At 62.4% G+C, this 455-nt stretch carries 1 protein-coding gene; it reads right to left on the bottom strand.

Translation table 11 applies throughout. The features are described from left to right. Window positions 1–221: 221 nt before the first annotated feature. Window positions 222–455 (bottom strand): hypothetical protein (locus ACU8YC_RS27325; RefSeq protein WP_446896303.1); only part of this gene is annotated, 234 nt, incomplete at its 5' end.

Raw genomic sequence — 455 nt, 5'->3', positions numbered from 1 at the left:
CCGTGCTGTCGTACGAGGCCGGCATGCTGCGTCCGCTCACGGTTGAGGGTGGTCTGTCGCTTGGAGACCGTTACTGCCTGGCTCTGGCCAAGCTTGAAGGTCTGCCGGCGCTCACCGCGGAGCGGCGCTGGTCGATGATCGCTGAGGCAGCCGGCGTCGTCATCGAGATTATCCGCTAACGGCTGCGCTGAAGTACCAGGTCGAGGTTGGACACGCCGGCGTCACCGGCGAGCATGCCAGGATCGTGTCGAGATACCGTTTATCCGGCAACAGAAAAGCCGATACGGTTCTCCGACAAAAACGGGCTGTTTTAGGTGGCCCGCGATGCGCCCCACCGGATCGTAGGGCAAACGGTCGTTTTCCCGAGTCTTGTTCAACAAGGCGCGGCGCGCGATCTGTGGCTTGGAAGCCATGCTGTGGCTGCGCCAAGACTTCTGCTTTGCCAGCGCGTGGAC

The sequence above is a fragment of the Citrobacter sp. VF227 genome, from assembly GCF_052950715.1.
Note: the sequence above shows the minus strand (reverse complement) of the source record. Positions and strands in the feature narration are given on the sequence as shown.